A 24,431-nucleotide genomic window follows, 5' to 3' on the forward strand; every position below is an offset into this window, starting at 1 on the left:
CATGATCGAGCATGTCGTCGCTGAACTCGGCCCCTGGAACTGGATGCTGCTTGGCTTTGTGCTGCTGGCGGCGGAAATCCTGGCGCCCGGCGTTTTCCTTCTGTGGATCGGCATCGCCGCAATCCTGACCGGAACGCTGTCGCTCCAGTTATGGGATGCGGCGATGTGGACCTGGCACGTGCAGGTTCTCGTCTTCCTGGCGCTGTCCCTGCTCTCGGCCTATGGCGGCAAGCGCTTCATGGATTCGCGCAGAAACGAGGAGACGGACCAGCCGCTCCTCAACCGCCGCACCGAGCAGCTTGTCGGCCGCACGGCAACGCTCGAACAGGCCATCGAAAACGGCTTCGGCCGCGTCCGGCTCGATGACACGGTATGGCGTGTCGCCGGCCCGGACCTCCCGGCTGGCACGCGCGTGAAGATCGCAGCGGTGGACGGCTCCACATTGCGCGTCGAGGCAGTCTGAACCACAAAAAGCCCCGGAGCCTATGGCGTCCGGGACTTTTTTTATCTGCCATCAAGAACGCCTCTGCCACCGCCTGTTTCAGAACAGGCAGCGCTCCGGCCATCATGATCGGGAGAGGAGCAGCCTGAGACCGGCATAGCCAAAGACCAGAGCCAACACGCCTTCGATCCACTTGCTGAACTTCTGGTAGGCCCGCCCCAGAACGCCGGTGGAGAAAAGTAACGCGTAGCCAACATTCACCGTCAGGCCCAGAATGGCGCATCCCACGATGATCGTGAGCAGAGTGTATGACGGTGCATCCGGCCTTAGCCCAAGCGCCATGATCGCAACCCAGCCAAGAACGGCTTTGGGGTTGGACAGGTGCAAAAGCACCCCTCTGCGATAGAACACCACTTTCCTTGCCGGCGCCATTGGCTTCAACTGTCCAGCCTTGGCCGTCAGTGCCGACCTCGCGGACTTCCAGGCCAGAAAAAGAAGATAGAGACCACCGGCGACCTTGATGAAAAAGACCGCTTCAGCATAGGCGGTCAGCACCGTCGCAACACCGGTCGCGGCCAAAACGGCCCAGAACATGCTTCCCGTCACCACCCCAAGCGCCAGAAGGACTGCACTTTCGCGGCCCTGCTTCATGGCAACGCCCATTATCGCCATGGTGCTGGGGCCAGGGCTGGCAATCACAACGAGATAAGCGGCGAAGACGACCAGAAGATGCTGAACGTGTTCTGCAAGCATCGGAACTCCTTCACATTGTGAGGCCAAAGGGAGCTGGCCAGAGTGGTCAGACCAGTGGGCGCTTGAGCGAAGCCGGTCTCATTCGGCCAATATGACACGCGATGGGTTCGCCCCCAATTGCAGAATTGTACCCCTTGGCATCATCCCCGCTGGCGGCACACAGCCACTAAGCGAGCGAACCGATACGTCCTGCAAACCCTGCAGCCAAACGAAAAACGCCCCGTTTGAAACGGGGCGCCTGTCAACTTCACATGGTCCTGAATTACAGCCTGTCAGATTCAGGCAGCGCCAATCCGCAGCAGGTCGTGCAGATGCACCACGCCGCAGGGCTTGCCGCCCTCCACCACCATCAGCGTGGTGATCGACGAGGAATTGACGATCTGCAGCGCGCTTTCGGCCAGCGTTTCCGGCCCAATCGTCTTCGGATCGCGGGTCATCACCTGATCCACCGTCATCGCCAGAAGCTCGCTGTCGATGTGGCGGCGCAGATCGCCGTCGGTGATGATGCCGATCAGTGCGCCATCGCCGTCGGTGATGCCGACGCAGCCAAAGCCCTTCTGGGTCATTTCCAGAATGGCCTCGCGCATCAGCGCACCGCTTTTCGCCAGCGGAAGCTCCGCGCCCGAATGCATGATCTGGCGCACCTGCGTCAGCTTTGCGCCCAGCTGCCCGCCGGGATGGAAAGTGCGGAAATGGTCAGCCGTAAAGCCGCGCGCCTCCAGAAGCGCCACGGCCAGCGCATCACCGATCACCAGCTGCAGCACGGTCGAGGTGGTGGGAGCGAGCCCATGCGGGCAGGCTTCGGGAGCCCGGGGCAGACCGAGCACCACCGTTGCTTCCTTCGCCAGCGCCGAAGCCTTGCCGGCGGTGATTGCGATGATCGGAATGGCGAAGCGACGCGCATAGGCGATGATGCCATGCAGCTCGGTCGTCTCGCCGGACCACGACATGGCAAGGATGACATCGTCGCTGCCGATCATGCCGAGATCGCCATGATTGGCTTCGGCGGGATGCACGAAGAATGCCGGCGTTCCCGTGGAAGCCATGGTTGCGGCAATCTTGGAACCGATATGCCCGCTCTTGCCCACGCCGGTAACGATCAGGCGGCCCCTGATCCCGGCAACGGTGCGCACCGCTTCGGCAAAGGGTTCGGCAAGCCCGTTGTCGAGGGCTTCGGCCAGTTCTTTAAGTCCGGCGCGTTCGGTTTCAAGCGTGCGAACAGCAGAAGCGATAACGCTTTGCTGGTCCAGGTTCATGGAAGAGTTTTTCAGCATGGCATTGCCATTACCGCCTTGATGCCGCGCTGTCCATTCAGTTTGTCCATTGTGCCCGCCCCAGTCGTAGACGTCCGCACACAAGGTTTTGTTAACCACGATGATTTACTGCTGGGTAAGTACAATTGTGGCGCGTCTTTATAGTCTGGATCTGAATGTCTTCTCCCGGTTTCAGAGTGGGTTGGAATACGCGCATATGGCGCAGATCCACTGCGCTGGGTCTCAGTCTTTCAGCATGTGTCTACGGCGTCGCTACGGCGCAGGAAGTCAGTGGTCTGCGCGGGCTCGTTTCCGAAACAGACATCACCTCTTCCATACAGAGTGGCGCTGGTGCGGAAACGGGCCTGCCCGCCCCGCGCTATGAACCCGTAACGCCGAGCCCCTCGGGCGATCCGGCTTCTGCGGAAGCGCCAGCCGAAACCAGCAACAGCCGTTCCAGCCGCACACCATCGACCGCCATCGCGCGCGAGCGCGCCCGCGAGGCGCGCAACGTTCCCGCGCAGGCCAGCCAGACGCCGCTTGACGGTGTCGTCACCAATGGCATTCCCGAAGGCGATCTGGACGAGACTGACGGCGTCGACCGGGCTGACAGCACGGATGCCCTCAACCCCCGCGTCGGCGCCATCGAGAGCAATTTTCAGGCTTCGGAAGAAAATCCCTATGCACCGCTCGGCCTGCGCGTCGGCACGTTCACCGTCACCCCCACGCTCGAACAGGGCGTAACCTGGACCACGAATGCCGATTCCAGCCCCGGCAGCGGCGAGGCGGCGATCTCGGAGACCACGCTCAGGCTCAACGCCGTGTCCGACTGGTCGCGCCACGCAGCCACCATCGACGCTTACGGCATCTACCGCAAATCCGTTTCGGGCGAAGCGGTCTCGGACATCGAAGGCGGCATCGATGGCGCGCTGCGTTTCGATCTGGCGGGCGACTATACGGCGCTTGCAAGCCTCGGTTACACGGTCAGCCCGGAATCCGCCTCCTCCCCCGTCGTCATCGTCGGGGTCGAAGACCGGCCAATCCGGCACATCATCGACGGCAGCCTCGGGCTCTCCAAGGATCTCGGCAAGCTGCGACTGAGCGCCACCGGCTCGCTGACGCGCGAGCATTATGGCGACGCCACGCTCATCGATGGCAGCACGCTTTCGCAGAAAGAGCGCAACTCGACGCTGGCCACGCTGCGCCTGCGCACCGGCTATGCCATCTCGCCCGCCCTTGCCCCCTTCATCGAAGGCGAGGTCGGTCGTCGCTTCTACGATGAAGAGAGAGACAGCGCCGGCTATGAGCGTTCGGCCACACGCTTCGCAGCCCGCGCCGGCGTCATGGTCGACATTGAGGAAAAACTGTCGGGCGAAGCCTCCATAGGCTGGGTCGCAGAAGACATCGACGACGACCGCCTTAACACGGTTTCAGGCCTTGCGCTTGCCGCCGCGCTCAACTGGTCGCCGCAGCGCGGCACCGATGTGCGCCTCGACGCCTCGACCACGATTGAAGGCACCACCGATCCCGGTGACAGCGGCTCGATTCTTCACTCGGGAACTCTTCGGGTGGAACGCCAGATCCGCGCCAATCTGACGGCCGAAGCCGCCGCCGGACTTTCCTGGCGCGACTATGAAAATGGCGGGCACGACCTGACCATGAACGGCGAAGCCGGCATGACCTGGTGGCTCAACCGCACACTCGGTCTCACCGGTCGGGCGCGTTACGAGAAACGCACCAGCAGCGTCCCCAGCCGGGAGTATGACGCAAGCAGCGTGTTCCTGGGCGTGCGCATGCAGCGCTAGACCGCTGCGCGGCCTGGAAAATCAGTTTTTAGGAATTCGGTGCGGAATTTCCGCAAAAAAGACAAAACGCCGCCATTTCGGAGAAAATGACGGCGTTTTTCAAAATTGCGTCAGACGCGGCCGGAGGCCTCCACGACGCGCAGCACATGCTCGCGCAGATCGGGGCGTTCCAGCGCGAAAGCGAGGTTCGCTTCCACGAAACCTTCCGGCGAACCGCAGTCAAATGTGCGGCCCGTGAAGGGGAAACCGTGGAAGGGCTGATTCTTCAGAAGTTTCAGCATGGCGTCGGTCAACTGGATCTCGCCACCCGCGCCGCGTTCCTGCTCGGCGAGAAGGTCAAAGATCTCCGGTCGCAGGATGTAACGGCCATTAATGTAGAAGTTCGACGGCGCATCCTCGGGCTCCGGCTTCTCCACCATGGCGTTGATTTCGAACCCGCCGGCAACCGTATCGCCGCGACCGACGATGCCGTATTTGTGGGTCTGCGAGGGCTCGCACTCTTCGACGGAGACAACGTTTCCGTCCGTCTTTTCAAAGAGTTCCACCATCTGCGACAGGCAGCCCCTGGGCGACTGCATGATCATGTCGGGCAGAAGAAGCGCGAAGGGCTCATTGCCCACCAGTTCGCGCGCACACCAGACGGCGTGGCCAAGGCCCAGCGGCTCCTGCTGACGGGTGAAGCTGGTCTGGCCGGGCAGCGGCTGCATGCTGTGCAGGCGGTCGAGAACCTCGTTCTTGCCGCGCCGCTCCAGTGTGTCGTACAATTCGACCTGAATGTCGAAGTGATCTTCAATGACCGCCTTGTTGCGCCCGGTCACGAAAATGAAGTGCTCAATGCCGGCTTCGCGGGCCTCATCGACGACATACTGGATCACGGGCTTATCGACGACAGTCAGCATTTCCTTGGGGATTGCCTTGGTGGCCGGAAGAAAACGCGTTCCCAGACCAGCGACAGGAAATACCGCTTTGCGAAGTTTCGTCATCAGAAATCTATCCCCGAAAGGTTGAAATGAAGGCGTTTGGCGCTGCCTTAGCAACGCCGGATTGATGTTTCCTGAATGAATGCGCGTATATCGTGACAAGTTCCGGAGAACCCGATCACGGACATTAACAGCATGGTAAACGTTTTTCTAACCGGGACCTGCCATGGAAAGGCTGGACTACCTGTAACGGAGATCGTGATGTTGTTCCGCTTGCCCCCACGAAACCTCGTCGCGACGTTGATCGCTTCTTTCGTGCTCGCATTTACCGTAACCCTCCAGCCGGCCAGCGCCGATGCCGGCTTCCAGCGCTGGGTCCAGCAGTTTCGTGCTGTTGCGATCAAGAACGGCGTTTCCGGCGCCACCTATGACCGCGCCTTTCGCGGCATCACCGCCCCCGATCCGGAGGTGCTGGAGAAAGCCCGCTACCAGCCCGAATTCCGCGCCGAGGCGTGGGAATATTTCGACAACCGCGTTCAGGCCGACGCCATCCAGCGCGGTCAGCAGCTCGCCCGCCAGTGGAAACCCTGGCTCGACCGCATCGAAAGCCAGTACGGCGTCAGCCGCTATGTGCTGCTCGCCATCTGGTCGATCGAATCGAACTATGGCGAAGTGCTGAAGAACGAACGCGTCATGCGCAGCGTGCCGCGTTCGCTGGCCACGCTCGCCTATGCCGACAAGCGCCGCGCCAAATTTGCCCGTCAGCAGCTCATCGCCGCGCTCAAGATCCTGCAGAGCGGCGACATTGATGTTGGCCACCTGACCGGCTCCTGGGCCGGCGCGATGGGCCACACGCAGTTCATCCCCACCAGCTATCAGGCCTATGCGGTCGACATGGACGGCAATGGCCGCCGCGACATCTGGACCTCGATCCCGGACGCCCTTGCCACCGCAGCAAACCTGCTGCGCCGCAATGGCTGGCGCACCGGCGAAACCTGGGGCTATGAAACGGCTGCGCTGCCAGGCGGACGCAAGTTCCCGGGCGGCAACATGTCGCTTGCCCGCTGGGCTTCCATTGGCGTCGTGCGCGCCAATGGCAAGCCTTTCCCGCGTCCGAACGACAGCGCCGAGCTGAAGGTCCCGGACGGTCGCGCAGGCCCCGCCTTCCTCGTGACCAAGAATTTCCAGGTCATCAAGCGCTACAACAATTCGGACAAATACGCACTTGCCGTGGGCCTTCTTGCCGACGAAATCGCCGGCTATGGCGGCCTCGTGCGTGACTGGAATCGTCCCTTCGAACGTCTCAGCTACAACGAGACGGAAGAGCTGCAGCGCCGCCTTGGTGCGCTTGGCTATTATGACGGCCCCATCGATGGCAAGATCGGCTCCGGCTCGCGCGCCGCGATCCGCGCCTTCCAGTCCCGCAACGGAATGCAGGAAGACGGTCATCCGGGCAAGGAAGTGCTCCGCCGCCTGCGCGGGAACTGACCGGAGACAATTGACCGGAGACAGGGGAAACAGGACATGAAAACGGACAGGGCAGAGGCAGGACGAGAAGGCGACAAACGCTTCGTCATTGCCATCATCTCGTTAAGCCTCGCCCTGCCCGTTATCCTCTCCACGCCCTCGCCTGCCGGGGCCCAGGAGAGAAGTCGCGGCCTTCTGGATTTCCTGTTCGGCGGGCGGGCGCGCCAACGCGAGCCCGAGCGCCCTGCGGTGCGGCAACCCAGCCAGCGCCGCAACCAGCCGGCCACGCGAAGCCCCAGCCGCTCGACAACACGCGCCGCACCCCGCCAGCCAACGACGCCTCCACCGCCGCCGGAAGTGGAGAAGCTTGAGAATGCACGCACGGTGCTGGTCGTTGGCGACTTCATGGCCGGAGGGCTCGCCGAGGGCCTGAGCGACGCATATGCAGAATCCCCCGGTGTGCGCGTGATCAATCGCAGCAACGGTTCGTCCGGCTTTGTGCGCGACGACTATTATGACTGGAATGCCGAGATTTCGGGCATTCTGGAAGAGGTTTCCCCGACCGTCGTGGTCGTGATGATCGGCTCCAACGACCGGCAGCAACTGCGCATCGACGGTCAGCGCGAGGCCCCGCGGTCGGAGCCCTGGCTCGCCGAATACACCGACCGCGTCAAAACCTTCGCAGCCTCCATCGAAGAAAAGCAGATCCCGCTCGTGTGGAGCGGCTTACCGGCCTTCAAATCATCGACCATGTCGTCCGACATGCTGGCCTTCAACGACATCTACAAGACCACAGTCGAAAGCATTGACGGCACATTCGTCGACATCTGGGACGGTTTCGTGGATGAGAATGGAGCCTTCATCTTTACCGGGCCGGACATGAACGGGCAGCCGGTGCGGCTGCGCGGCAGCGACGGCATCAATCTCACGCGTTCCGGCAAGCGCAAGGTGGCGTTCTATGTGGAGAAACCGCTGAACAAGCTGCTCGGCGAAGCCATTTCGCCCGATATCGGCGAGGTCGGGATCGAGAACCTTCCAAACCTGGTGCTATTCCCCGAAGAGCCCACGCCTGTCGACCGGACCGTGCCGATCTCGCTGTCTGACCCGGCGCTCGATGGCGGGCTGGAGCTGATGGGCGCGGTGGTGGAACCAATCGGGCGACAGGAGCGCAGTGACGAAGCGGACATCGACAGCGCCACATCAAGTCAGCCCGGCCGCGCCGACAATTTCTCGTTACGTCCGGTCGCACCAGTGGCAGAAAAGAAAACGCCGCAGCAGCCAGAAGCCACGGCGACGCCCTGATTTCATCCAGACCTCTTCGGGCTCGCAGATCACTGCAGGCAGGCGGGATCACCTGACGCCCGCATAATGCGTGGAATGACGCGATGGGGCACCGACTTCGAGGCCCCCTTCTCCCCGTGCGCGGGGAGAAGGTGAGGATGAGGGGCGAGCGCCAGGTTCTGCCAACCCCACAATATGGCGAGATTTTCTTGCGCCGCGTCAGCCCCTCATCCCCCTGCCGGGACCTTCTCCCCGCTAGCGGGGAGAAGGGGGCCGTCATCCATCTGGCTCCCCTCTAGCGGGGAGAAGGAAGCCGTCATCCACCTGGAGCGTCCTTTGTGCGTCTAAATGGACGCACGGCGCCCTAGCGCGGCAGGACAGAACTGCCCATGAGGAACGTGTCAATCGCGTGGGCGGCCTGACGCCCCTCGCGGATCGCCCAGACCACCAGAGACTGACCACGCCGCGCATCGCCCGCTGCAAACAGACGGTCGATGGTGGTGCGATACTCACGGTCGTCAGCATTGACGTTCACAGAGTTGCGGCGGTCGATATCGGTTTTCAGCCGGTCGCCAAACTCGGACAGAACGCCTGTTTCCAGCGGGCCGGAAAAGCCGATGGCGATGAAGGCGAGATCTGCGCGAATGACGAATTCCGTGCCCGGAACGGGCTTGCGCTTCTCGTCCACCTGACAGCATTTCACACCGGTCAGAACGCCATCCTCACCAACGAATTCAAGCGTCGCCACCTGGAATTCACGATCGGCGCCTTCGGCCTGTGAAGAGGAGGTGCGCATCTTCGTCGCCCAATAGGGCCAGACGGCAAGCTTGTCTTCCTTCTCCGGCGGACGCGGGCGGATGTCGAGCTGGGTGACGCGCACCGCGCCCTGACGGAAGGCCGTGCCGACGCAATCCGATGCGGTGTCACCACCACCAACGACAACCACATGCTTGCCGCCGGCAAGGATGGGCTCCGCCGCCCATGCGACGGACTGAATATCCTCACCGCCCACACGCCGGTTCTGCTGAACCAGATAGGGCATGGCGTCATGAACGCCGTGGAATTCGCCGCCGGGGATACCAGCCGGGCGCGGGCGCTCCGAGCCACCGCAGTAGAGAACGGCGTCGTGCTCGGCCAGAAGCTCTTCCACCGGCTTGTCCACGCCGACATTGACACCGCAATGGAAGGTCACGCCTTCGCCCTGCATCTGCTCGATGCGGCGGTCGATATAGTGTTTTTCGATCTTGAAATCGGGAATGCCGTAGCGCATCAGGCCGCCGGGCCTGCTTTCGCGCTCATAGACATGGACCTGATGACCGGCACGCCCGAGCTGCTGGGCGGCAGCCATGCCGGCCGGGCCGGAGCCGATGATGGCGACCTTCTTGCCGGTCGTGTGGTCGGCCGGATAGGGCCGCACGAAACCCGCCTCATAGGCCTTGTCGGCAATGGCCTGTTCGACCGTCTTGATGGCGACGGGAATATCTTCGAGATTGAGCGTGCAGGCTTCCTCGCAGGGTGCAGGGCAAATGCGGCCAGTCCACTCCGGGAAGTTGTTGGTGGAGTGCAGATTGCGGATCGCCTCCTCCCAGTCACCATTATAGACGAGGTCGTTCCAGTCAGGGATCTGGTTGTGGACCGGACAGCCTGTCGGGCCGTGGCAATAGGGAATGCCGCAATCCATGCAGCGCGCGGCCTGTTTCTCGACTTCCCTGTCCGACATGGGCAGCGTGAATTCGCGGAAATGACGAATGCGGTCGGACGCCGGCTGGTACTTGTGCACCTGACGGTCGATTTCGAGAAAACCTGTAACCTTACCCATCGAGTAAACCCCGTTATTTTAGAGCTTCAGACCGAAAAGCGGATACCGTTTTCCGGTTGTTCCGATGCCCCATCAATAATTCAGATCGTCCATTGTGCGCCCCGGTGGACGCATGGCGATCTAGTGAAGTGCCGGAAGTCCGAGAACATCCTCGCACCGTGCAATCCAGCGGGTGAGCGCCCTGCGCCCGTCGAGTTCAAAGCCCCCCTGGGGGGCAAGCCGCGTGTAGCCGAGGAGCGCGATATCGGCGATGGTGAGCCCGTCACCGACAAAGAAATCGCGCGTCTTCAGCGTCTCGTCCATGAAATCGAGCGCAGCCTCGCCCCGCTCCACCTTCAACGGATCGCGCGCTTCAACCGGCTCCTTGCGGTAGAACACCTGAAAGCGCGCACCGGCCACATTGGGCTCATGGAAGTTCTGCTCCCAGAACATCCACTGATCGATTTCCGCCTGGGCAAACGCGTCTTCGGGCAAAAGCGCCGAACCGCGCGCCAGATAGCGGATGATTGCGCCCGACTGGCCAAGCGTGCGCCCGTCATCGAACCGCACGACCGGCACCTGCCCAAAGGGCGACATGGCGAGAAACGCGTCCGTGCGGCTCTCGCCAGCCATGAGGTCGAGCTCATGCCAGCGATAGGGCAGACCGAGATGGTCCGCCGTGTATCTGACCTTCAGGCAATTGCCCGAATTCCGGTCACCAAAAACATCCATGAGCAACAGATCTCCAGAACCCACGGCTATTCCGCCGCCAGACCGAGCTTCATGCGCTCCATTTCTTCCAGTGCACGGCGGTACTCGACCGGCATCACCTTGCGGAATTTGGGACGGTATTCCGCCCAATGATCCAGAATGGCGCGCGCCCGCTCGGAGCCCGTGTAGTGGAGATGGTTGGAGATAAGCTGCGCCAGACGCTCTTCATCATGCCGGGTCATGTCGCCGGTAACGTCGACACGGCCCTTGTGCATGAGGTCGCCGCCATGGTGGTGCAGCTTTTCGAGGATGTCGTCCTCCTCCGGCACCGGCTCCAGCTCGACCATGGCCATGTTGCAGCGCTCGGCGAAGTCGCCCGCCTCATCCAGCACATAGGCAACGCCGCCGGACATGCCGGCCGCGAAGTTGCGGCCCGTCTGACCGAGCACGACCACCACGCCGCCCGTCATGTACTCGCAGCCATGATCGCCGACGCCCTCGACAACGGCGACCGCGCCCGAATTGCGCACGGCAAAACGCTCGCCCGCAACGCCGCGGAAATAGCATTCACCCTCGGTTGCGCCGTAAAGCACCGTGTTGCCGACAATGATGGAGTCTTCCGCGACAATGCGGGAATCGTCCGTCGGGCGGATGACGATGCGGCCGCCGGAAAGGCCCTTGCCGACATAATCGTTGGCGTCGCCCTCAAGCCTGAACGAGACGCCGCGCGCCAGAAACGCGCCGAAGGACTGACCGGCCGTGCCCGTGAGGCGCACGTCGATGGTGTTTTCCTTCAGGCCCTTGTGGCCGTAGCGCTTGGCGACCGCGCCCGACAGCATCGCGCCGGCCGACCGGTCGGTGTTGCAGATCGGGAAGTCGAGCGACACGGGCTCACGGTTTTCAAGGGCCGGCCTTGCCGCCTCGATGAGCTTGCGGTCGAGCACATCATCGATGGGATGCTCCTGACGCTCGGTCCAGTGGATCGCCTCGCGCGGGGCATCGGGCTTGTAGAAGATCTTCGTGAAATCGAGGCCACGCGCCTTCCAGTGCGCGATCATGCCATCCTTTTCGAGAAGGTCGGACTGGCCGACGATATCGTCGAGCTTCGTGTAGCCCATCTCGGCGAGATACTGGCGCACCTCTTCCGCGACGTAGAAGAAGTAGTTGATCACATGCTCGGGCGTGCCCTTGAAGCGCTTGCGCAGAACCGGGTCCTGCGTGGCGACGCCAACGGGGCAGGTGTTCAGGTGGCACTTGCGCATCATGATGCAGCCGGCGGCGATCAGCGGTGCGGTGGAGAAGCCATATTCGTCGGCGCCCAGCAGCGCGCCGATGATGACATCGCGACCGGTCTTCAGCCCGCCATCGACCTGCAGCGCGACGCGCGAGCGCAGACCGTTCAGCACCAGGGTCTGGTGCGTTTCGGCGAGGCCCATCTCCCACGGGCTGCCCGCATGCTTGATGGAAGTGAGCGGCGAAGCGCCGGTGCCGCCATCATAGCCGGAAATGGTGATGTGGTCGGCGCGCGCCTTGGCGACGCCGGCAGCCACCGTGCCCACGCCAACCTCGGAGACGAGCTTGACGGACACATCCGCATCCGGATTGACGTTCTTCAGGTCGAAGATGAGCTGCGCCAGATCCTCAATGGAATAGATGTCGTGGTGTGGCGGCGGCGAAATGAGGCCGACGCCCGGCGTGGAGTGGCGCACCTTGGCGATGGTGGCGTCGACCTTGTGGCCGGGAAGCTGACCGCCCTCGCCCGGCTTTGCGCCCTGCGCCACCTTGATCTGCATCATGTCGGAATTGACGAGATATTCGGTGGTGACGCCGAAACGGCCGCTGGCGATCTGCTTGATGGAGGAGCGCTCCGGGTTCATCGAACCGTCGGGCATCGGCAGATAGCGATCAGGCTCCTCGCCGCCCTCGCCCGTGTTCGACTTGCCGCCCAGCGCGTTCATGGCGCGCGCCAGCGTGGTGTGCGCCTCGCGGCTGATGGAGCCGAAGGACATGGCACCGGTGGAGAACCGCTTGACGATTTCGGCTGCGGGCTCGACCTCATCCAGCGAGACCGGCTTGCGGCCTGTATCCTTGGCCTTCCTGACAGCGAACAGGCCGCGAATGGACTTGGCGTCGGCTGCCTGCCCGTCGACCATTTTCGCAAACTCACGATAGGTCTCCCAGGACTTGCCGCGCACGGCATGCTGCAGGGAGGCGACGGCGTCGGGCGACCAGATGTGGGATTCGCCGCGCATGCGGAAATTGTATTCACCGCCCACTTCCAGCGCGCTCTTCAGCACCGGGTCCGCGCCGAAGGCGGCGGCATGGCGGCCGACCGTCTCGGCGGAAATCTCGTCCAGACCGACACCTTCGATGGTGGTGGCGGTGTTGGTGAAGAAGTGCTCGATGAAGTCGCTTTCCAGACCCACGGCGTCAAAGATCTGCGCACCGCAATAGGACTGGTAGGTGGAGATGCCCATCTTGGACATCACCTTGAGGATGCCCTTGCCGATGGCCTTGATGTAGCGCTGAACCACCTCCTGCGTGTCGACCTCCGGCGGGAAATCGCCGGCCTTGTGCATGGACAGAAGCGTGTCGAAGGCGAGGTAGGGGTTGATCGCCTCCGCGCCGTAGCCCGCCAGGCAGCAGAAGTGGTGCACTTCGCGCGGCTCGCCGGATTCGACCACGAGGCCAACCGCCGTGCGCAGACCCTTGCGGATCAGGTGGTGGTGAACGGCGGCCGTTGCCAGAAGCATCGGGATGGCGATGCGGTCCGGGCCGATCTGGCGGTCGGACAGGATGATGATGTTGTAGCCGCCGGCAACCGCAGCCTCGGCGCGGTCGCACACGCGCTCCAGCGCGCCGCGCATGCCGGCAGCACCCTCGCCCGCCGCATAGGTGACGTCGATGGTCTTGGTGTCGAACCGGTCCTCGGTGTGGCCGATGGAGCGGATCTTCTCCAGATCGCCATTGGTGAGGATGGGCTGGCGCACCTCAAGCCGCTTGCGGCGCGAAGAGCCGACCAGATCGAAAATGTTGGGGCGCGGGCCGATGAAGGAGACAAGGCTCATCACCAGTTCTTCGCGGATCGGATCGATCGGCGGGTTGGTGACCTGCGCAAAGTTCTGCTTGAAATAGGTGTAGAGCAGCTTGGGCTTGTCGGACATGGCCGAGATCGGCGTGTCGGTGCCCATGGAGCCGATGCCTTCCTGCCCGGTCGTGGCCATGGGCGCCATCAGCATCTTCGTGTCTTCCTGCGTGTAGCCAAAAGCCTGCTGGAGATCGAGCTGGGCCACATCCTTGCGCAGGGCGCGCGGTTCGACCGGCTTCAGGTCTTCGAGGATGAGCTGGGTGTTGTCGAGCCACTTCTTGAAAGGATGCCTGGTGGCGATGGCCGCCTTCACATCCTCGTCGGAAATGATGCGGCCTTCCTTCATGTCGATCAGAAGCATGCGGCCGGGCTGGAGACGCCACTTGCTGACGATCTTGTCTTCGGGAACCACGAGCGCGCCGGCTTCCGAAGCCATGATGACGCGGTCGTCATCCGTGACCACATAGCGGGCCGGGCGAAGGCCGTTGCGGTCAAGCGTTGCGCCGATCTGAATGCCGTCGGTAAAGGCCACGGCAGCCGGGCCATCCCACGGCTCCATTAACGCGGCGTGGTATTCGTAGAACGCCTTGCGCTCGTCGCTCATCAGACGGTTGCCGGCCCAGGCTTCCGGGATCAGCATCATCATCGAATGAACGAGCGAATAACCGCCCTGGAACAGGAATTCGAGCGCGTTGTCGAAGCAGGCCGTGTCGGACTGGCCCTCATAGGAAATGGGCCAGAGCTTGGAAATGTCGTTGCCGAACAGCTCCGAATCCACCGAGGCCTGACGCGCGGCCATCCAGTTAACGTTGCCACGCACCGTGTTGATCTCGCCATTGTGGGCGACCATGCGATAGGGGTGCGCGAGTTCCCAGGAGGGGAACGTGTTGGTCGAAAAGCGCTGGTGAACGAGCGCCAGCGCCGTTTCAAAACGCGGGTCTTTCAGGTCGCTGTAATAAGCGCCGAGCTGATAGGCGAGGAACATGCCCTTGTAGACAATGGTGCGCGCCGACAGCGACACGGTGTAGAAACCTTTGATGCCGCCCTCGAGCTCCTCGCGCACGCGGCCCGAAATGACCTTGCGCAGAATATAGAGACGACGCTCGAAATCCTCCTCGTCATGAATGCCCGCGCCACGGCTGACGAAAATCTGGCGGTGGACGGGCTCGGAAGCGGCAATGTCGGGCGCCTTGGAAAGACAGGCATTGTCGACCGGCACATCACGGAAGCCGATCAGCTCCTGGCCTTCCGAGCGCACCACATCGGCGATGATGTCGTAGATCTGTTTGCGCAGCTCCGCATCGCGCGGCATGAAGAAGTGACCGACGCCATAATGGCCGGGCTCCGGCAGTTCGACGCCGCGCTCCGCCCATTCCTCCCGATAGAGGCGGTCGGGGATCTGCATCAGCATGCCCGCGCCATCGCCGACCAGCGGATCAGCACCCACCGCGCCGCGATGGGTCAGGTTTTCGAGCATGGCCAGGCCATCGCGCACGATATCATGCGAGCGACTGCCCTTCATATGCGCGACGAAGCCGACGCCGCAGGCATCGCGCTCATTGCGGGGATCGTAAAGCCCCTGCGCAGCGGGCACGCCCGGCGCGGACATCTTCACGGTGCGTTTGACGGCGGCCGTTTCGGCCTCGTTGGCCGGCCCGAACCCGGTCGAAAAAGAGGGCGTCATTTCCGTCATCGCAAATCCTCACATTCTAGAGCCCGGGGCAAGCCTCCCTGGGCGGTCGTTCAGTCGCCAGAAAGCCCTTGCGGCCTTCCGGGGTGTATGCACGGCATTTCCATTTAGAAGCCGGAGCAACGCTACCGATATGCTCCGGCGCGTGTTCTTGTTCTTGGGCGGGCATCCCTGCCTGTGCTCCGGTCATTGCCGGACCGCCTTTGTTGCACCGGTCGTTCGCAACACTATCACGAGCGCAAAAGCCACGCTGAGGCGCTGGCAACCGAACTGCACAACAATAGGACAGCACTGCTGTCTTATTCGCTGAAATGCCAGAAATACCAACACCAGACAAGACGGAAATGCAAATTTTTTGCGCAAAACACGAAATAAAATACCTAAACTGCAAGTATTGATGACATTTTGATAAACCGCCGCAGAATATCCTGTCAGGCGCAAAAATCACCGCAACATCTCATCCGAAGGGCTTGAACCGGAGCATCGAAGCGCGCAATCTCCCGCCGCCACTGCTTATTTTGGGGTCAAAAGAGAGATCTGCCGCATGAATTTCGCCTCCGACAACTGGGCCGGCGCCCACCCGCAAATCGCCGAAGCGCTCGTCACCAATGCAGGCGGCTTTGCGCCGGCCTATGGAACCAGCGAGCTGGACAAACGGGTGGAGAAGATGTTCAGCGACATCTTCGAACGCGAGGTGGCGGTGTTTTTCGTCGGAACGGGAACGGCGGCAAACAGCCTGTCGCTCACCTGGGCCTCGAAACCCGGCGGGGTCGCCTTCTGCCATTCGGAAGCGCACGCCATCGATGATGAGGGTGGCGCACCGGAATATCTGACCGGCGGTGCGCGCCTGAAGGGCGTGGCGGGTCAGCTTGGCCGCATGGACCCGAACGCGCTCGACGCGGCGATCCGCGAACACCCGGCCCAGTTCGTGCATGCCGGGCAGCCCATGGCCGCCTCGATCACCCAGGCGACCGAGATCGGCACACTCTATTCACTCGAACAGATCGAAGAGATCGCCGGCATCTGCCGCGAAGCGGGCATTCCGCTGCATCTGGACGGCGCGCGTTTCGCAAATGCGCTCGTGTCGCTGGACACGACGCCGGCCGAGATGACCTGGAAGCGCGGCGTGGAGATTGCCTCCTTCGGCGGCACGAAGAATGGCTGCTGGTGCGCGGAAGCGATCATCGTGTTCGATCCGGCGAAGATCGGCCAGATGCACTTCCTGCGCAAGCGCGCCGCACAGCTCTTCTCCAAGTCGCGTTTCATCGCGGCGCAGTTCGAGGCCTATTTCCGTGACGACCTCTGGCTGAAGAATGCGCGCCACGCCAACGCGATGGCAGCAGAGCTCGCAACCGCGATCTCCAATGCCGATGGGGCACGCCTTGCCTGGCAGCCGCAGGCCAACGAGGTGTTTGCGCTCATGAAGGATGAGAAGGCCCAGGCGCTTCAGGCCGCTGGCGCGCAGTTCTATCCGTGGAAGCCACCGCTCTCATTCGCAGGCGAAATGACGGCGGGCAACACGCTCTATCGTTTCGTGACAAGTTTCGCCACCGAGGCCGCCGACATCCAGAGGTGCGCGGAAGCATTGAAGGCCTGAGCAACACGGCGCGCGCGGCACGACAACAACCTTCGCGATAAACAAAGCCTCACACGCAAGTGATGCCGGCTCGCGCGCGCTTGATTTCCAAGTGAACGATCCCTCTGAAAAAACGGGTCCTGCCGGGACGGAACCCCGGTTTCGACAGGACCCGAGAGGAGATCATTCATGTCCACCAAAACCGCACTCACCGCTGCCTATATCGCCGGAACGGTCGCAGCCGCCCTTTCGGTCGGCACGCTGGCCACCACCACGGCCGCCCAGGCCCAGGAAAAAGAAAAGTGCTATGGCGTGTCCATGGCCGGCAAGAACGATTGCGCGGCCGGGCCCGGCACCACCTGCGCCGGCACCTCCAAGGTCGATTACCAGGGCAATGCCTGGAAATATGTCGATGCAGGCACCTGCGCCACGATGGAACTGCCCGGCGAGCGCATGGGTTCGCTTGAGCCGCTTGAGCGCGACATGCCCTCCTGATCCAGCCAGCATGATCTGACCTGACACCAAATGCCGGGAGGCGACCTCATGGCACGCGAAGCAAAACCCCTTTCCGCCATCCAGAGCCGCTTTCCGGCATTTCACCCCGCTGATGCCCCCACTGGTGCCCCCGCTGGCCGGGCCGGTGCGAGTTTCAAGCCGCAGCATTTCGACGCAATCGCTGAAAACCCTGCGTCAGTGGGTTTCGTGGAAGTACACGCAGAAAACTATATGGGCGCGGGCGGCCCGCCGCACGCCGCGCTGACCGCAATCCGCAACATGCTGCCCGTCTCGTTACACGGCGTGTGCATGTCGATTGGCGGCCTCGACCCGCTCGACCCCGAACATCTTCAACGCTTTGCCGGGCTGGTGGAGCGCTACGAACCCTTCAAAGTGTCGGAGCACCTGGCTTGGTCGACCCATGACGATGTGTTTTTCAACGACCTCCTGCCCCTGCCCTACACCGATGAGACGCTTGCACGGGTGTGCGAGCACATCGATCAGGTGCAGGAAGCCATCGGCAGGCCGATGTTTTTGGAAAACCCGTCCACCTACGTCCTTTTCTCCGAATCCGAATGGCGGGAAACGGATTTCCTGCGTGAAATCGTGAAGCGCACGGGCTGCGGCCTGCTGCTCGACATCAACAATGTGTTCGTTTCTGCGACCAATCACGGCTTCAGCGCCACGGAGTATCTCGCCGATTTCCCGCTGGCGCATGTGGGAGAAATCCACCTTGCCGGCCATGACGAACAGGAAGACGACGAGGGTGCGCCGCTGCTGATCGACAGCCATGACCGACCGGTCGCCGACCCGGTGTGGAGCCTTTATGAAACGGTGATCGCCGCATGCGGCCCCGTCGACACGCTGATCGAATGGGATGCGGACATTCCCGACTGGCCGATCCTCCAATCCGAGGCGGCGGCGGCTGAACGCATTCTAGACCGTCATCGCACCCTCGAGCCGGAAGAAAAACGCCATGCGCTCCATTCCTGACGCCATGAGACAGGACCCGGCGCAGCCCTATGACGACGCCTTTGGCGCCGTTCTGCTCAACCCGGATCGCGCCACGCCGCAGGGCGTGAGCGGCCCGCATGGCAAGGCGGCGATCAAGCGCTTCAACGTCTATCGCAACAATGTCACCCATAGTCTCGTAACCGCGCTTTCAGAAATCTTTCCGGCGGTCGCCATGATCCTGGGGGATGAGAATTTCCGCATGATCGCGCGGGAGTTTCTGCGCGTGCATCCACCGCGCTCACGCCTCGTCTTCGAATACGGGCACGGGTTCGGCGATTTTCTGGCCGGGTTCGAGCCGATACGGCATCTGAAATATCTGCCCGACGTGGCCCGGCTGGAACGCGCCTGGCTTGACGCCTTTCACGCAGCCGACCGCACACCACTTGCGCCCGCCGATCTCGCAGCCCTGCCGCCGGAAGCGCTGGCAACAGCCCGTTTCACGCCGCACCCGGCCATGCATCTCACGCGTTCGGACTATGCGGTGCATACGATCTCCACGGCGCACCGCACCGGGCCGATGCCTGATCGCATCGACGCGGGCATTGCCGAGGCAGCGCTGGTGACCCGGCCCGCACTTGATGTGCAGGTGCGCGAGCTCGACCGGGGCCAATTCGCCTTTCTGAAGGCGCTCGCCAATGGCGCAGCGCTGCAACAGGCGGCCGGGGCGGCGCTTGAAGCCGATCCCGGCTTCGATCTTTCCGCCGCCATCGCCCTGATGCTCGAAAGCGGCGCATTCGAGACATGCCAGGCAGGCAATGACAGTCAGAACAAGGATGAAAGCCCGTGATCCACGCAATCCAGATGCTTCATGCGCGCGTTTTCTCCACCCTTGAGCGGATGCTCGATGGCTGGTTTCCGGGCCTTGCCGCGCGCTTCGCCTTCTTCGCCGTTCTCTATTTCTACTTCCTGAATTCGGCCCGCACGAAGGTGGGCGAAGGCCTGCTCGGCTTCTTCAGCGTCGCAGACGGGGCCTATTACCAGATCGCGCTGCCGGCGGTGGAGGCTGCGGGCGGCGATGTTTCAGCCGTGCCCTTCATCCCATGGGGCGCAATCGTCTGGGCCGGCACCTATGCGGAGTTTGTCCTTCCGCTCCTGATCGTGATCGGTCTTTTCACCCGGATTGCCGCACTCGGCATGATCGGTTTCGTGCTGGTGCAGTCCTATGTGGACATTGCCGTACACAAGGTGGGCGCGGAGACCGCAGGCGCGTGGTTCGACCGCTTCTCCGACGGGCTGATCTGGGACCAGCGGACGCTCTGGGTGTTTCTGCTGCTTTATCTTGTGGTGAAGGGTGCGGGACGCATCTCGCTGGATGCCCTTCTTGGCCGCAAAAGCGCGAGCACTGCCTGAAAACACAAAAGCGGCGCCACACGGGCGCCGCCATCATTCAAACTCTTATCCGTCTGCTTCTAGCAAATCGGGGATTCCCTCAGGCCGAAGCCTTAGTGGGTCCTGGCCTCGATCTCCTTCGTTTCCTTCGCCGAAGCGATGGGAATACGGCGCGGCTTCATCTCCTCGGGGATGTTGCGCGTGAGATCGATGTGAAGGAGCCCGTTTTCAAGGTTGGCGCCCGTCACTTCGACGTGGTCGGCGAGCTGGAAGCGGCGCTCGAAGCTGCGTGCGGCGATGCCGCGATAAAGCAGTTCGCCTTCGCTTTTCTGCTCGGCGTTCTTCTCACCCTTGACGGTGAGCACATTGCGATGGGCCTCAATGGAGATGTCCTCATCGCCAAAGCCGGCGACAGCCATCGAGATGCGGTAGGAATCATCGCCCGTGCGCTCGATATTGTAGGGCGGATAGGTCTGGCCGCCCTCGGGCTGGGCCAGCGTATCGAGCATGCCAAAGAGCCGGTCGAAGCCGACGGTGGAACGATAGAGAGGCGAAAAATCAACGTGACGCATGGTCTGTTCTCCAGTTGAGCAACATTGCGTTATGGCCATTTTCGGAAACCCGCTTCGGGCGTTTCCCGCTGGCCAGCGACCCCGTTCTGGCGGCCGCAGAAGATATATGGGAACCCCAAAAATCGGGTTCAAGAGCCCGTCGATTTCAGATGAACGGCGGATGAACGGGCCGCTCGGATACCGTTCAGCTTCACGCTGCTAGCGTTAGCGCAATGGATCGGCGGCGGACTTATGACGCTGCCCTGCGGAACGTACCGGATGTAACGTCCCTTCCAGCCGGTGCGGAATGCCGGAAGTGGTTCAGGCCACTTCCGGCTTTCAGTTTCAGTCGCAACCGTTCTGTTTCTTGCCATTCACGCATCCCGGCTCTATTCCTTCTTAGGAATATCATCTTCCACACCCCTCAAAGCCGCTCTTGAGGTCCACGATCCTGCATGAATGACCTGCTTATCGTCGTTCCGGAAAATCCCCCGCCCGAGGGGATGAAGGCGGACCTGTTCCAGACGAAGGACGGGGTTTCGATCCGCTTTGCGCGCGCGCCGGAACGCGGAGCCGAGAAACACGGCACGGTGGTGATCCTGCCCGGCCGCAACGAGTATATCGAGAAATATTTCGAGACCGCGAACGACCTGACCGAACGCGGCTATGGCGCGGCGATACTGGACTGGCGCGGACAGGGGCGCTCGCAGAGACTGCTGCCGGACGCCAATCGGGGCTATGTTGAGAGCTTCGACGATTATGTGCGCGACCTGGATGCGTTCTTCGAACAGGTGGTGCTGCCCGACTGCCGCGGCCCCTACTACATTCTCGCCCATTCCACCGGCGTTCTGATTGCGCTTCTGGCCGCACCCATGATGGCCAACCGGGTGCGCCGCATGGTGCTTTGCACGCCGCTTCTGGGACTTCCGGTCTCGCCCAGAACGACACGCTGGGTGTCGCACTTCGCGCAGCTTCTCTACGCTTTGGGACTTGGCCGAATGTATATGCCGGGCCGCCGCAACCGGATGAAAATGCCTGAATTTTCGCCGGCGGCGCTGAGTTCCGACCCGCAGCGCTTTGCCCGCAACCGGGCGACGGTCAGCGCCTGGCCCGGACTTGCCATCAACGGGCCGACGGTCGCCTGGACGCGCGCCATGTTTCTGGCCATCGAACGGGTGACGGACCCGGCCTTTGCCGCGCGGATCCACATTCCCTCGCTCATCCTTTCGGCCGGTGCGGACCGCGTGGTCTCCAACCCGGCAATCGAGCGCTTTTCCCGGCAGTTACGCAGCACATCGCTCCTGACCATTGATGGCGCGCGGCACGAATTGCTGCAGGAGGCAGACCTTTACCGGGAACAGGTGATGGCCGCCTTCTTCGCCTTCGTGGAAGGCACCGGCGACATCAATTTCTGAACGCCAGAGCGGGTTCTCTGCCGCAGTGTTCTAGCGCAGAAGCGCCATCGCCTTCTTGTGCAGTTCGGGCGTGGCGGCGGCGATGATGTCGCCTCCGCTCTCAGGACGGCCGCCGGCCCAGCTGGTGATCACGCCGCCCGCCTGCTCGATGATCGGGACAAGCGCAGCGATGTCGTAAGTCTGAAGACCGGTCTCGATGACCAGATCGATCTGGCCCGCTGCCAGCATGGCGTAGGCGTAGCAATCGGTGCCGTAGCGGGCGAGGCAGACCGAATTTTCCACCCGGTCATAGGCGGCGCGGTGCAGCGGATCGAACAGCGCCGGCGTGGTGGTGCACAGCGTAGCGTCGGACAGCTCGGTCGTGTCGCGCGTCTTGAGACGGCGTGGGCCGCCCGGCCCCTCGTAATGCGCGCCATCGCCAACCGTATAGAAGAGCTCGCCGGTAAAGGGCTGGGACATCATGCCGGCAACGGCGCGGCCCGATACGGTGAGCCCCACCAGCGTGCCCCAGAGCGGCAGGCCGGAAATGAAGGCGCGCGTGCCATCGATGGGATCGATGATCCAGCGGTGATCGCTCGCCTCGCCTTCAAGGCCGAACTCCTCACCCAGAATGCCGTGATCGGGAAACGCCTCGCTGATCAGCCCGCGAATGGCGCGCTCGGCCTCGCGGTCAGCCTCCGTGACCGGATCGAAACCGCTTTCGAGCTTGTTGTCGATCAACACCGGCTGACGGAAGCGCGGCAGGGTCTGGGCTGCAGCGGCCTCGGCAATGCGGCGCATCAAAGCCGGCGACACGGTCATGGAACTCTCCTGAATTTACGGATTCGCTGCCTGAAAGGGCTGTTAAGAGCGGCGATCTTTGCCGCGTTTGGCGCGGTTTGCAATGGGCGCGTTACGGTTAACGCTTGACAATTGTGCATCGCAACATAGACTTTGTTCAGGCAGTTGATCTGCCGGATGCCCTTATTGGGCGTTTCCTCCCTAGACTTTTGGCCGTATCGCCAGGGCGATGCGGTCTTTTTTTGTCCCCGTCCAGAGCAAATTTGCTGCACCGCAGCAAACCGTGATTTCACTCGGCGGCGAGCGGATAGTCGGTGAAATACTGCCCGGCGATCGCCATCAGCTCACGCACGAAGCCGGTGAGATCGTCCATCAGCGCGTTGAAGCCCGGCCTCTTCTCCAGTGTGCGCTCATCCATATAGAGGCTGCGGTTGATTTCGATCTGCAGCGCGTGAAGCCCCTGTGCGGGGCGGCCGTAATGCTCGGTGATGAAACCACCGGCATAGGGCTTGTTGTGCACCACGCAATAGCCGCGCGCCGCCAGGAGACCGATCACGCATTCGGTGAGTGCCGAAGCGGCGGAAACGCCGAAGCGGTCACCGATGATGAAATCGGGCCGCAGCGCGCCATCGCCGGAACGCACACCCGCCGGCATGGAGTGGCAATCGATCAGAATGCCGTGGCCGAAGGTGCAGTGCGTGTCGATCAAAAGGCGCTTCAGGCGCTCGTGATAGGGCACGTAGATGGTCTCGATGCGCGACACGGCCTCGGCCAGCGGCAGGCGGCCCTGATAGATGTTCATCCCCTCGCCCACCAGCTTGGGCACGGTGCCGAGCCCACCGGCCACACGCGGCGAGCGGATATTGGCGTAAGGCGGCACCGGCTCGGAGAACATGCGCGGGTCGAGTTCCCACGGCTCGCGGTTCACATCCAGATAGGCGCGCGGAAAATTGGCGGTGAGAAGCGGCGCGCCACAGGCGACCACGCCGGAGAAGAGCTCATCCACATAGCAGTCTTCGGAGCGCCTGATCATGGTCGCATCCAGACGACTCATGTCGAGGAAGCGCTGGGGATAATGTCGTCCGCTATGCGGCGAGTTGAAAACGAAGGGAGCAGTCTGGAACGCAGGAGAACGCACCTCGAAAGCGGGGATTTTCGCAAAATCCGCTGCGGCAGTCATACGATTTTCACGCCTCCGGCATACTATTTCGGTATAAAATCTGCCATTCGTGCGCACGCCTGTCCAGCCAGTCCACAAGCTGGATCAGCAGGTTTCACTTGATATTTACCACGCTGGAATCATATAGCTGGTCTCATTCAAGTGAATTGTGGGCAAGCGATTTTTGGGCAAGCGTTTGCGGGTCAATCGCTCTCGCACTATCTGGACGGCAAAATGGCACGGATTCTCCTGGCGGAAGACGACAATGATATGCGGCGCTTTCTGGTGAAGGCGCTGGAGCGGGCTGGTTACGAGGTCGTCGACTTCGACAATGGCGCCGGCGCTTATGACAGGCTGCGCGAAGAACCCTTCTCCCTTCTGTTGACCGACATCGTGATGCCCGAGATGGACGGCATCGAGCTGGCTCGCCGCGCCACCGAGATCGATCCGGATCTGAAGGTGATGTTCATCACGGGATTCGCGGCTGTCGCGCTCAATCCCGATTCGAACGCACCGCAGGACGCGAAAGTTCTCTCCAAGCCCTTCCATCTGCGTGACCTCGTGAACGAGGTGGAGAAACTTTTGCAGGCCGCCTGACCGCGGTTTTCAAGGCGTTCGGCGAGAGCCGGCAGAGTGATCGTCACATTGCGGTAAAAACACTCAAACTACCTATTGACGCCGGCCTGATTTGTGTGATCTATGCGCGGCGTCGGATGGGCGTGTAGCTCAGCGGGAGAGCACTACGTTGACATCGTAGGGGTCACTGGTTCAATCCCAGTCACGCCCACCATCCCCCCCCCTTACATCAAGCAATCAGCTGATGATTTCGGACCGCTCCCGGGTTCGGCACTTCTTTTCCAAGAAGCGCTTTTCGATCTCCATGTGAGCACCGCAACCGCTGCGA

At 62.2% G+C, this 24,431-nt stretch carries 20 protein-coding genes and 1 tRNA gene; 12 read left to right on the forward strand and 9 right to left on the reverse strand.

Annotated features, from left to right (window positions below; translation table 11 throughout):
* Position 1 precedes the first annotated feature (1 nt).
* Positions 2-463, forward strand: coding sequence for an NfeD family protein (locus ACRTG1_RS09080; protein WP_206544182.1), 462 nt, complete (start codon positions 2-4; stop codon positions 461-463).
* Between the two features lie 102 nt (positions 464-565).
* Here ACRTG1_RS09080 and ACRTG1_RS09085 read toward each other — a convergent pair whose 3' ends face one another.
* Positions 566-1,195: a LysE family translocator gene (locus ACRTG1_RS09085; RefSeq protein ID WP_206544183.1), complete on the reverse strand. Its 630-nt coding sequence runs from the start codon at positions 1,193-1,195 to the stop codon at positions 566-568.
* 278 nt (positions 1,196-1,473) lie between these two features.
* On the reverse strand, positions 1,474-2,451 hold the full coding sequence (locus ACRTG1_RS09090) for a KpsF/GutQ family sugar-phosphate isomerase (protein WP_222474019.1): 978 nt from the start codon (positions 2,449-2,451) through the stop codon (positions 1,474-1,476).
* Between the two features lie 194 nt (positions 2,452-2,645).
* On the opposite strand from ACRTG1_RS09090, the gene ACRTG1_RS09095 reads away from it, so the two are divergent.
* Positions 2,646-4,253, forward strand: coding sequence for an outer membrane beta-barrel protein (locus tag ACRTG1_RS09095; protein WP_432516119.1), 1,608 nt, complete (start codon positions 2,646-2,648; stop codon positions 4,251-4,253).
* A 110-nt stretch (positions 4,254-4,363) separates the two neighbouring features.
* Here the strand turns inward: ACRTG1_RS09095 and galU are convergent, their stop codons facing one another.
* The gene (gene galU / locus ACRTG1_RS09100; protein ID WP_432516120.1) at positions 4,364-5,236 is read right to left on the reverse strand and encodes a UTP--glucose-1-phosphate uridylyltransferase GalU; all 873 of its coding nucleotides are present in this window, start codon (positions 5,234-5,236) and stop codon (positions 4,364-4,366) included.
* A 198-nt stretch (positions 5,237-5,434) separates the two neighbouring features.
* Between galU and ACRTG1_RS09105 the strand changes: the two genes are divergently transcribed.
* Positions 5,435-6,661 carry a lytic murein transglycosylase gene (locus tag ACRTG1_RS09105; RefSeq protein WP_113152931.1) on the forward strand — a complete coding sequence of 409 codons (1,227 nt, stop codon included), beginning with the start codon at positions 5,435-5,437 and terminating at the stop codon, positions 6,659-6,661.
* Positions 6,662-6,697: 36 nt separating this feature from the next.
* Positions 6,698-7,942: an SGNH/GDSL hydrolase family protein gene (locus tag ACRTG1_RS09110; RefSeq protein WP_432516121.1), complete on the forward strand. Its 1,245-nt coding sequence runs from the start codon at positions 6,698-6,700 to the stop codon at positions 7,940-7,942.
* A gap of 343 nt (positions 7,943-8,285) precedes the next feature.
* On the opposite strand, the gene ACRTG1_RS09115 is transcribed toward ACRTG1_RS09110, so the two are convergent.
* The 3 genes from ACRTG1_RS09115 to gltB all read right to left on the reverse strand — a co-directional run bounded on the left by ACRTG1_RS09115 (position 8,286) and on the right by gltB (position 15,211).
* A complete protein-coding gene (locus tag ACRTG1_RS09115; protein ID WP_206553722.1) occupies positions 8,286-9,740 on the reverse strand; it encodes a glutamate synthase subunit beta in 1,455 nt (484 codons plus the stop codon).
* 120 nt (positions 9,741-9,860) lie between these two features.
* Complete coding sequence (locus ACRTG1_RS09120; RefSeq protein ID WP_317088827.1) at positions 9,861-10,451, reverse strand: glutathione S-transferase family protein; 591 nt, start codon at positions 10,449-10,451, stop codon at positions 9,861-9,863.
* Positions 10,452-10,477: 26 nt separating this feature from the next.
* Positions 10,478-15,211: a glutamate synthase large subunit gene (gene gltB, locus ACRTG1_RS09125; protein WP_113152935.1), complete on the reverse strand. Its 4,734-nt coding sequence runs from the start codon at positions 15,209-15,211 to the stop codon at positions 10,478-10,480.
* 541 nt (positions 15,212-15,752) lie between these two features.
* On the opposite strand from gltB, the gene ACRTG1_RS09130 reads away from it, so the two are divergent.
* From ACRTG1_RS09130 to ACRTG1_RS09150, 5 genes are all read left to right on the forward strand, one after another.
* Positions 15,753-16,805 (forward strand): threonine aldolase family protein, encoded by a 1,053-nt coding sequence (locus tag ACRTG1_RS09130; protein ID WP_432516122.1) that lies wholly within the window; start codon positions 15,753-15,755, stop codon positions 16,803-16,805.
* 168 nt (positions 16,806-16,973) lie between these two features.
* Entirely contained in the window at positions 16,974-17,279 is a 306-nt protein-coding gene (locus ACRTG1_RS09135) for a BufA1 family periplasmic bufferin-type metallophore (protein ID WP_113152937.1), read from the forward strand.
* A 48-nt stretch (positions 17,280-17,327) separates the two neighbouring features.
* Positions 17,328-18,272, forward strand: a complete 945-nt coding sequence (gene bufB / locus ACRTG1_RS09140) for an MNIO family bufferin maturase (RefSeq protein WP_432516123.1) — start codon at positions 17,328-17,330, stop codon at positions 18,270-18,272.
* The gene (locus ACRTG1_RS09145) at positions 18,256-19,080 is read left to right on the forward strand and encodes an HvfC/BufC N-terminal domain-containing protein (RefSeq protein WP_432516124.1); all 825 of its coding nucleotides are present in this window, start codon (positions 18,256-18,258) and stop codon (positions 19,078-19,080) included. The genes bufB and ACRTG1_RS09145 overlap by 17 nt, the downstream gene beginning before the upstream one ends.
* A 14-nt stretch (positions 19,081-19,094) precedes the next feature.
* Positions 19,095-19,643 carry a DoxX family protein gene (locus tag ACRTG1_RS09150; protein WP_432516209.1) on the forward strand — a complete coding sequence of 183 codons (549 nt, stop codon included), beginning with the start codon at positions 19,095-19,097 and terminating at the stop codon, positions 19,641-19,643.
* A gap of 92 nt (positions 19,644-19,735) precedes the next feature.
* On the opposite strand, the gene ACRTG1_RS09155 is transcribed toward ACRTG1_RS09150, so the two are convergent.
* Positions 19,736-20,194, reverse strand: a complete 459-nt coding sequence (locus tag ACRTG1_RS09155) for an Hsp20 family protein (RefSeq protein ID WP_206544192.1) — start codon at positions 20,192-20,194, stop codon at positions 19,736-19,738.
* A 434-nt stretch (positions 20,195-20,628) separates the two neighbouring features.
* On the opposite strand from ACRTG1_RS09155, the gene ACRTG1_RS09160 reads away from it, so the two are divergent.
* Positions 20,629-21,588, forward strand: a complete 960-nt coding sequence (locus ACRTG1_RS09160; protein WP_432516125.1) for a lysophospholipase — start codon at positions 20,629-20,631, stop codon at positions 21,586-21,588.
* Positions 21,589-21,618: 30 nt separating this feature from the next.
* Here the strand turns inward: ACRTG1_RS09160 and hisN are convergent, their stop codons facing one another.
* Both hisN and ACRTG1_RS09170 read right to left on the reverse strand, forming a co-directional pair.
* Positions 21,619-22,389 (reverse strand): histidinol-phosphatase, encoded by a 771-nt coding sequence (gene hisN / locus ACRTG1_RS09165; protein ID WP_206544194.1) that lies wholly within the window; start codon positions 22,387-22,389, stop codon positions 21,619-21,621.
* A 268-nt stretch (positions 22,390-22,657) separates the two neighbouring features.
* A complete protein-coding gene (locus ACRTG1_RS09170; RefSeq protein WP_432516126.1) occupies positions 22,658-23,548 on the reverse strand; it encodes an N-formylglutamate amidohydrolase in 891 nt (296 codons plus the stop codon).
* 213 nt (positions 23,549-23,761) lie between these two features.
* Here ACRTG1_RS09170 and cpdR point away from each other — a divergent pair, with 213 nt between their 5' ends.
* Together cpdR and ACRTG1_RS09180 are read left to right on the forward strand one after the other, a co-directional pair.
* A complete protein-coding gene (gene cpdR, locus ACRTG1_RS09175; RefSeq protein WP_007008549.1) occupies positions 23,762-24,124 on the forward strand; it encodes a cell cycle two-component system response regulator CpdR in 363 nt (120 codons plus the stop codon).
* A gap of 118 nt (positions 24,125-24,242) precedes the next feature.
* Positions 24,243-24,317, forward strand: a tRNA-Val gene (locus ACRTG1_RS09180).
* The last annotated feature ends 114 nt before the right edge of the window (positions 24,318-24,431 follow it).

Source organism: Nitratireductor sp. PBL-C9, from assembly GCF_050877045.1.
In the GTDB taxonomy this organism is placed as follows: domain Bacteria; phylum Pseudomonadota; class Alphaproteobacteria; order Rhizobiales; family Rhizobiaceae; genus Nitratireductor; species Nitratireductor aquimarinus.

What these genes read in the sequence shown, in the direction of transcription:
- ACRTG1_RS09130 (WP_432516122.1), top strand. Translation starts at nt 15,753, where the DNA reads ATGAATTTCGCCTCCGACAACTGGGCCGGCGCCCACCCGCAAATCGCC.
- ACRTG1_RS09155 (WP_206544192.1), bottom strand. Translation starts at nt 20,194, where the DNA reads ATGCGTCACGTTGATTTTTCGCCTCTCTATCGTTCCACCGTCGGCTTC.
- ACRTG1_RS09085 (WP_206544183.1), bottom strand. Translation starts at nt 1,195, where the DNA reads ATGCTTGCAGAACACGTTCAGCATCTTCTGGTCGTCTTCGCCGCTTAT.
- ACRTG1_RS09150 (WP_432516209.1), top strand. Translation starts at nt 19,095, where the DNA reads ATGCTTCATGCGCGCGTTTTCTCCACCCTTGAGCGGATGCTCGATGGC.
- ACRTG1_RS09090 (WP_222474019.1), bottom strand. Translation starts at nt 2,451, where the DNA reads ATGAACCTGGACCAGCAAAGCGTTATCGCTTCTGCTGTTCGCACGCTT.
- ACRTG1_RS09145 (WP_432516124.1), top strand. Translation starts at nt 18,256, where the DNA reads ATGCGCTCCATTCCTGACGCCATGAGACAGGACCCGGCGCAGCCCTAT.
- bufB (WP_432516123.1), top strand. Translation starts at nt 17,328, where the DNA reads ATGGCACGCGAAGCAAAACCCCTTTCCGCCATCCAGAGCCGCTTTCCG.
- galU (WP_432516120.1), bottom strand. Translation starts at nt 5,236, where the DNA reads ATGACGAAACTTCGCAAAGCGGTATTTCCTGTCGCTGGTCTGGGAACG.
- hisN (WP_206544194.1), bottom strand. Translation starts at nt 22,389, where the DNA reads ATGACCGTGTCGCCGGCTTTGATGCGCCGCATTGCCGAGGCCGCTGCA.
- gltB (WP_113152935.1), bottom strand. Translation starts at nt 15,211, where the DNA reads ATGACGGAAATGACGCCCTCTTTTTCGACCGGGTTCGGGCCGGCCAAC.
- ACRTG1_RS09160 (WP_432516125.1), top strand. Translation starts at nt 20,629, where the DNA reads ATGAATGACCTGCTTATCGTCGTTCCGGAAAATCCCCCGCCCGAGGGG.
- ACRTG1_RS09110 (WP_432516121.1), top strand. Translation starts at nt 6,698, where the DNA reads ATGAAAACGGACAGGGCAGAGGCAGGACGAGAAGGCGACAAACGCTTC.
- ACRTG1_RS09105 (WP_113152931.1), top strand. Translation starts at nt 5,435, where the DNA reads ATGTTGTTCCGCTTGCCCCCACGAAACCTCGTCGCGACGTTGATCGCT.
- ACRTG1_RS09170 (WP_432516126.1), bottom strand. Translation starts at nt 23,548, where the DNA reads ATGACTGCCGCAGCGGATTTTGCGAAAATCCCCGCTTTCGAGGTGCGT.
- ACRTG1_RS09115 (WP_206553722.1), bottom strand. Translation starts at nt 9,740, where the DNA reads ATGGGTAAGGTTACAGGTTTTCTCGAAATCGACCGTCAGGTGCACAAG.
- ACRTG1_RS09120 (WP_317088827.1), bottom strand. Translation starts at nt 10,451, where the DNA reads ATGGATGTTTTTGGTGACCGGAATTCGGGCAATTGCCTGAAGGTCAGA.
- ACRTG1_RS09080 (WP_206544182.1), top strand. Translation starts at nt 2, where the DNA reads ATGATCGAGCATGTCGTCGCTGAACTCGGCCCCTGGAACTGGATGCTG.
- cpdR (WP_007008549.1), top strand. Translation starts at nt 23,762, where the DNA reads ATGGCACGGATTCTCCTGGCGGAAGACGACAATGATATGCGGCGCTTT.
- ACRTG1_RS09135 (WP_113152937.1), top strand. Translation starts at nt 16,974, where the DNA reads ATGTCCACCAAAACCGCACTCACCGCTGCCTATATCGCCGGAACGGTC.